The sequence below is a fragment of the Aurantibrevibacter litoralis genome (genome assembly GCF_034651555.1).
In the GTDB taxonomy this organism is placed as follows: Bacteria; Bacteroidota; Bacteroidia; order Flavobacteriales; family Flavobacteriaceae; genus Aurantibrevibacter; species Aurantibrevibacter litoralis.
Genome location: NZ_JAYEEQ010000027.1, coordinates 33752 through 40290 on the forward strand (window position 1 = coordinate 33752; position 6539 = coordinate 40290).

Sequence of the window (6539 nt, forward strand, 5' to 3'; positions counted from 1 at the left end):
CATTAGGTATTGAGAACGATTAGAATAGAAATCCTGATAATCAAAGCCATTTCCATGGCTTACCAAATTATGGTATAAATGAAAACACTAGATCGCATTCCTACCGGTAAAATACAGAGAGCTAGTGAACTTGTAAAAACCGGCGTAAAAGTAGGGGGGAATTATGTGAAATATTTCGGCAAAAAATTGGTGCAACCGGAATTGACAAAAGAGGAACTTAACCAGGAGAACGCAGCCGATATTTATGACGGATTAAAGAGTCTAAAAGGCAGTGCGCTTAAAGTGGCACAAATGTTAAGCATGGAAAAAAACCTGCTGCCCAAGGCTTATGTAGACAAGTTTTCGCTTTCACAATTTTCAGTACCACCTCTTTCTGCCCCTTTAGTACGTAGAACGTTTAAAAAATACTTAGGTAAATTTCCCGATGAGATTTTTGATACTTTTCAGGAAGACGCTATAAATGCGGCGAGTATTGGCCAAGTGCACCGGGCTACAAAAGACGGTAAAGAGCTCGCTGTAAAAATTCAATATCCAGGTGTAGCAGACAGTATTACTACGGATTTGGCGTTGGTGCGCCCCGTGGCAATTCGGATGTTTAATTTACAAGGAAAGGATTCAGACAAGTATTTTAAGGAAGTAGAACAAAAACTGATTGAGGAGACCGATTACCGATTAGAGTTGCAACAGAGTGTGGAAATTTCAAAGGCCTGTGCCGAAATACCGGATTTACGATTTCCTATGTATTATTCAGCCCTGTCCAGCGAACGTATTCTAACCATGGATTGGATGCAAGGACAACTCTTAGGTGATTTTACGAAAACCGATTTTTCTCCCGAACTTGGTAAAAAACTTGGGCAAACGCTGTGGGACTTTTATATGTTTCAAATTCACGGACTTAAAAAAGTACATGCCGATCCACATCCCGGTAATTTTTTAGTAAATGAAAACCATGAGCTCACCGTGATCGATTTTGGATGTATTAAATCTATTCCAGAGTCCTTTTATGTGCCTTATTTTGAATTGGCTCAAAAGGAACATCTAACAGACGATACTTTTTTTACTGCCAAACTCTACGAATTGGAAATTCTTTCGGCAACGGATTCGCCTCAAGAACTTCGTTTTTTTAAAGCCCTATTTAAAGAGATGCTTAGCTTATTTACAGCACCTTTTCATGGCGATAGTTTTAATTTTGGTGATACTCTTTTTTGGAATCGCATTGCGGACTTAAGCCAACGCTATGCACAAGACGATCAAATTCGTAACATGAATGGCAACCGAGGTTCAACACATTTCTTGTATATGAACCGGACTTTTTTCGGGTTGTTCAACCTCTTACACGATCTTAAGGCAGAAGTACAGGTTCAGAATTTTAAGCAATACCTCTAAAGCGATACGTAGTGCCGCTATGTTATAGATTTTAATCTAAAGATTCCCCGACCCTTGGGTCGGGGTTTCCTATTTATCGCTCCTTTGGAGAGGTCGGAACTGTCTTTTTGCAGTTCCGGGTGAGGTGAAATACAAAATTTCGGTTTTTGGCCCAAAGGCCAAAATGAAACTGGCGAAATACCCCTATGGCTTGCCTCGGGGATAGTCAGTTTCAAGAAATTTTTTATTTTTTTCTGATGGGCATTAGGCACCGATGCAAGATCTTATTTTTTTGTAAATTCCGGTTTACAACTTGTTTTCTGTTATATTTGATTCTATATGTTGAAAATGATTAAAACCAAACATACCGTTATATGTACAACTCAAAGATCATAGGCCTTGGATATTATGTGCCGGAGAATGTAGTCACCAACGATGACCTTTCTAAAATCATGGAAACAAATGATGCGTGGATACAAGAGCGTACCGGCATTAAAGAACGACGGCACGTTGTAAAAGGAGATGGAGACACCACAACGACAATGGGAGTTAAAGCGGCAAAGGTGGCTATTGAACGCGCCGGAATAGATAAAAACGACATCGATTTTATTGTTTTTGCTACGCTTAGCCCAGATTATTACTTTCCGGGACCCGGTGTTTTGGTGCAGCGCGATTTAGGCATAGGTACTGTTGGTGCCCTAGATGTGCGCAACCAATGTTCGGGATTTGTCTATGGCATTTCGGTGGCAGACCAATACATAAAAAGCGGTATGTATAAGAATGTTTTGGTTATAGGCTCCGAACTTCATTCGCATGGATTGGATATGACTACCAGAGGGCGATCCGTTTCTGTGATTTTTGGCGATGGTGCGGGTGCTGCCGTGCTGAGCAGAGCCGAGAATAATAGCAAAGGCATCTTGTCTACTCACCTACATTCCGAAGGACAACATGCCGAAGAATTGTCCCTTATAGCACCCGGAATGGGAAAACGTTGGGTAAATGATATTATAGCCGATAACGATCCTAACGACGAATCATACTTTCCTTATATGAACGGACAGTTCGTGTTTAAGAATGCGGTGGTACGTTTTAGCGAAGTTATTATGGAGGGGTTACTAAAAAATCAATTAACTCCAAAAGATATCGACATGCTTATTCCGCATCAGGCCAATTTACGCATCTCACAATTTATTCAGAAGAAGTTTGGTCTAAATGATGATCAGGTGTTTAACAATATTATGAAATATGGCAATACCACTGCAGCCTCTATCCCTATTGCTTTAACCGAGGCTTGGGAAGAAGGAAAAATAAAAGAAGGGGCTTTGGTAGTACTAGCGGCCTTTGGTAGTGGTTTTACCTGGGGAAGTGCCATCATAAGATGGTAATTACAACAAGAAAAATAAAAACCCGGAGCAAATGCCCCGGGTTTCTTTCATTGATAGGCTGTACTAAACACTAACCATTAACTATAAATATACAACGTTATCAATGTTTATAGGTTGCCCCACGCCGCAATAGACGTATATTTTTAAGATTAGTTACAGGGCTTAACAGATTTTAACAACAAAATTAACAAACCTAACCTTTTCGGATGGTTATGTGAGACCCAACTAAAGCACGTCGTTTCCAAAACGGCCGTAAATGAACACCATCTAGATCGATTCCTTTTTAAGGTAAAAAAAGGAACCAGTAAATAAAAATTGAATGTGTAACTTAAACTTTTTCTGTGAGAACACTTGTTTTTGGGGCTTCTTTAAAACCCAATCGGTATAGCAATCTCGCCATACACCGTTTAGTGCAAAACCAAATTGAAACAGAAGCTTATGGTCTTCGGGAGGGAACTATCAATGGAGTACACGTAAAAACCCATCTTTTAGACTTTAAGGATATACATACGGTTACCCTGTATGTGGGCGCCAAAAATCAACCTGCATATTACAATGCTATTATCGGATTAAATCCCAAAAGGGTTATTTTTAATCCCGGTACGGAAAATCCGGAGTTTTACGCGCTATTACAGGACAAAGGTATAGCCGTAGAAGTAGCCTGTACTCTTGTGTTATTAGCCACAGGGCAGTTTTGACTGTGCGCTGCGATGCTTTGGGTGGAACGTCCATACCGATGTATGGGCTACGGAGTAGATTGGTAACATTAAATTTGAGGCGGTGTTAGGGAAACATCTAAGTAGTGCAATTGCCAAAAGAAGGAGTGTCAAAATAAAAAAATATAATTGAAATGAAGTGGATAACAAGAGAGCAACCTAAAATTGACCGATTAGCATGCCCTTGGTTGATCAAGAATTTTATAGATAAAAAACCCGAATTTTTCTTCGTTCCTGCAAACGATGTATTAAAAAAAAGTAAAGAAATAGATGCCATTCCATTCGACATTCCAAATGTAGAATACAGTCATTATAAAGAACAGGTAACCTTCGATTATTTTCTGAGAAAGCACAATCTTACAGACCCTGCCCTACACCAAATGGCAATTGTTATACGTGGAGCAGATACAGACCGACATGACCTTGCGCCAGAGGTAGCTGGACTATGGGCAATTAATTTAGGACTTAGCCACAACATCAAAGATGATTACAAACTGTTGGAAGTAGGATTTGTGCTTTATGATGCCCTATATACTTGGGCAAAGTATCTTAAGGAAGTAAGACACTTGGAGGGTAGTCCTTTTGAGAAAACGCTACATGAAGTGTATCTTAAATTTATAAAAAATAAAAAAGGGAGGTCGCCAGCTTGGGTTAAGGAGCTTAAATATTTAATTCAAGACCAGCTAGACGCACAATTCACTATTGACTTACGAAAACTATCGGAAGAACTCAATCTTAATTCGGCATATGTTTCAAGAGAATTTCCGAGATATTTTGATAATAAAAACTTTGGCGAATATATCCGCAATGAAAGGATTAAAAAAGCCAAAGAGCTTTTCAGCAATCCTGAATACTCACTAACTGAGATTGCCTATTTGACTGGTTTTTCGGACCAAAGCCACTTTACAAGGGTTTTTAAGCAGATTACAGGTGAAAGTCCTTCTACATTTCGAAAAAAATGGCTAAAAAGTAAATCACATTCTAAAGGGTAAAACATATTCTATTTTAAACCTAATTACATCTATACATTTACGTCCAGTATAGAATTTAAATTGTTGGTTTATGGCGAATAGTAATCTTACCTTTTTTCTTAAAAGATATAATTCAATTACGGCCATGCAGCGCACTAACTAGGATGTGGCTTTAGATAGAATATAGGGTGCTTCTTTAGGTAAAGATTCTAAAAATCGGTATTGGAGCGTTGCCCTCGCTTTAATTTTGAGGTTTAAGTTTTGCGATAGACCCCAGTGTATTATGAGATTCGATTATTAAAATCTGGTTTCGAATGCTCCGTTCTTTCGCTGAAATACAGCCAACGAATGTTGGCTTATTGGTATTGTAGTAGTTACATTTTTTACATGAAAAATCTTTAATAGTCATGAAACACAAACCTGGTTTCAAAGAAGCATTGAAGTTTTGGTTAAAGCTTGGCTTCATTAGTTTTGGAGGCCCTGCCGGACAGATTGCTATTATGCACGAATACCTAGTCGACAAAAAAAAGTGGATTAGCGACAGTCGGTTTTTGCATGCCCTTAATTACTGTATGATTTTGCCTGGTCCCGAAGCACAGCAGTTGGCAGCTTACATCGGTTGGCTACTTCATGGTGTTCGGGGCGGACTGGTAGCGGGAATTCTTTTTGTACTACCTTCAATGTTTATTCTACTCGGATTGAGTGTGATTTATGTCTCGTATGGGAATTTACCTTGGATTTATGCCATGTTCAACGGACTAAAACCCGCAGTAATTGCCATTGTAATTCTTGCACTTATCAAAATTGGAAAAAAATCATTGTTAAGCCCATTTCATTATTTCGTTGCTATGTCGGCTTTTGTATGTATTTTCTTTTTTAATGTACCCTTCCCGTTAATTATTCTTGGCGCAATTATTTTAGCTGCATTGAGTCGAAATCTATTTCCGAAATTCTTTAAAGCAAACAGTAATTCAGTAAGTAAAAAGGAAGTAGATGAAAGTGAGTATTACATCAATAAAAATACGGTTACTAAAAATGTTGGTTTTAATCCGTTTCAATTTTGGAAACAAGTATTAATAGGTGCATTACTATGGATTATACCAATCATAGCCTTTTACTTTCTCACGGCTGACTTTGAGTTTTGGAAAAAATTATCTGTATTCTTTACACAGGCGGCTTTTGTGACCTTTGGGGGTGCTTACGCTGTTTTGCCTTATGTGGCGCAGGTCAGCGTAGAAAAATTCAACTGGCTCACTAATCTACAAATGATAGACGGACTTGCCCTAGGAGAGACCACACCCGGCCCTTTAATTATGGTACTTGTGTTTGTTGGTTTTATGGCCGGACACAACCACTTCGGCAATTCACTTGCAATGGGAACACTTGGTCTGGTTACAACAACTTTTTACACCTTTTTACCTTGCTTCTTGTTCATATTCGCAGGTGCACCTATCATTGAACGGACACAAGAAAATAAAAAAGTAAAAGAAATTCTTTCGCTTGTAACGGCAGCAGTTGTTGGGGTTGTTCTAAACCTGACAATTTATTTGGGCAAGGCTGTCCTATTTCCCAAAGAAGTTATTTGGACAGGGCTGGATTACATTGCGCTCTGTTGGACAATTATCTCATTTATTGCAATGTATCGATTCAAAATTGGAATGATAACTTGGATAGGCGTTAGCGCAGTTTTTGGTCTAGTTTATTATCTGTTGATGTCATGAAAAGGGAAGTACTTTGCGGTAACAGGAATTTCAGGTATTCTCGCTAGTGAAGAACGTATAGTGTCTGTTAGCGCTACATATGAACTTTATAGCTTGGAATCATTAGCAGAACTAAACGTCCACTTCTAAGCCAATGCCAACAGTATTGGCGGTCATATGCCCGATAATTTTTTAATGTACTGTTCGCTATTTGTATCAATGCGATGTTTATTTTAATACCCATAACACAGCAGGTATACACCCAAAAATACTAAAGCTTTGATGTAATGATTTAAAAGGAATATTTTATTACTTTTAATCATAATTAGCCATCCCCCGTTTTTTTAATTGAACTTCAGATGCAGTTGCCCAGGGCACGGATATGGCACGGTGTTTTCTATA

Annotated in this window: 5 protein-coding genes; all 5 read left to right on the top strand. The window is 38.6% G+C overall.

Annotation, left to right across the window (positions count from 1 at the left end):
- Positions 1 to 78 precede the first annotated feature (78 nt).
- Positions 79 to 1386, top strand: a complete 1308-nt coding sequence (locus tag U1E44_RS15705) for an ABC1 kinase family protein (protein WP_322932063.1) — start codon at positions 79 to 81, stop codon at positions 1384 to 1386.
- 353 nt (positions 1387 to 1739) lie between these two features.
- Positions 1740 to 2750, top strand: a complete 1011-nt coding sequence (locus U1E44_RS15710) for a 3-oxoacyl-ACP synthase III family protein (protein ID WP_322932064.1) — start codon at positions 1740 to 1742, stop codon at positions 2748 to 2750.
- A gap of 341 nt (positions 2751 to 3091) precedes the next feature.
- Positions 3092 to 3448 carry a CoA-binding protein gene (locus U1E44_RS15715; protein ID WP_322932065.1) on the top strand — a complete coding sequence of 119 codons (357 nt, stop codon included), beginning with the start codon at positions 3092 to 3094 and terminating at the stop codon, positions 3446 to 3448.
- A 152-nt stretch (positions 3449 to 3600) separates the two neighbouring features.
- Positions 3601 to 4458 (top strand): chromate resistance protein ChrB domain-containing protein, encoded by an 858-nt coding sequence (locus U1E44_RS15720; protein WP_322932066.1) that lies wholly within the window; start codon positions 3601 to 3603, stop codon positions 4456 to 4458.
- Positions 4459 to 4844: 386 nt separating this feature from the next.
- Positions 4845 to 6158, top strand: coding sequence for a chromate efflux transporter (gene chrA / locus U1E44_RS15725; protein ID WP_322932067.1), 1314 nt, complete (start codon positions 4845 to 4847; stop codon positions 6156 to 6158).
- The last annotated feature ends 381 nt before the right edge of the window (positions 6159 to 6539 follow it).

Excerpts from the sequence above, each read along its gene's own strand:
- U1E44_RS15705 (WP_322932063.1), top strand. The coding sequence starts at position 79 with ATGAAAACACTAGATCGCATTCCTACCGGTAAAATACAGAGAGCTAGT.
- U1E44_RS15710 (WP_322932064.1), top strand. The coding sequence starts at position 1,740 with ATGTACAACTCAAAGATCATAGGCCTTGGATATTATGTGCCGGAGAAT.
- U1E44_RS15720 (WP_322932066.1), top strand. The coding sequence starts at position 3,601 with ATGAAGTGGATAACAAGAGAGCAACCTAAAATTGACCGATTAGCATGC.
- chrA (WP_322932067.1), top strand. The coding sequence starts at position 4,845 with ATGAAACACAAACCTGGTTTCAAAGAAGCATTGAAGTTTTGGTTAAAG.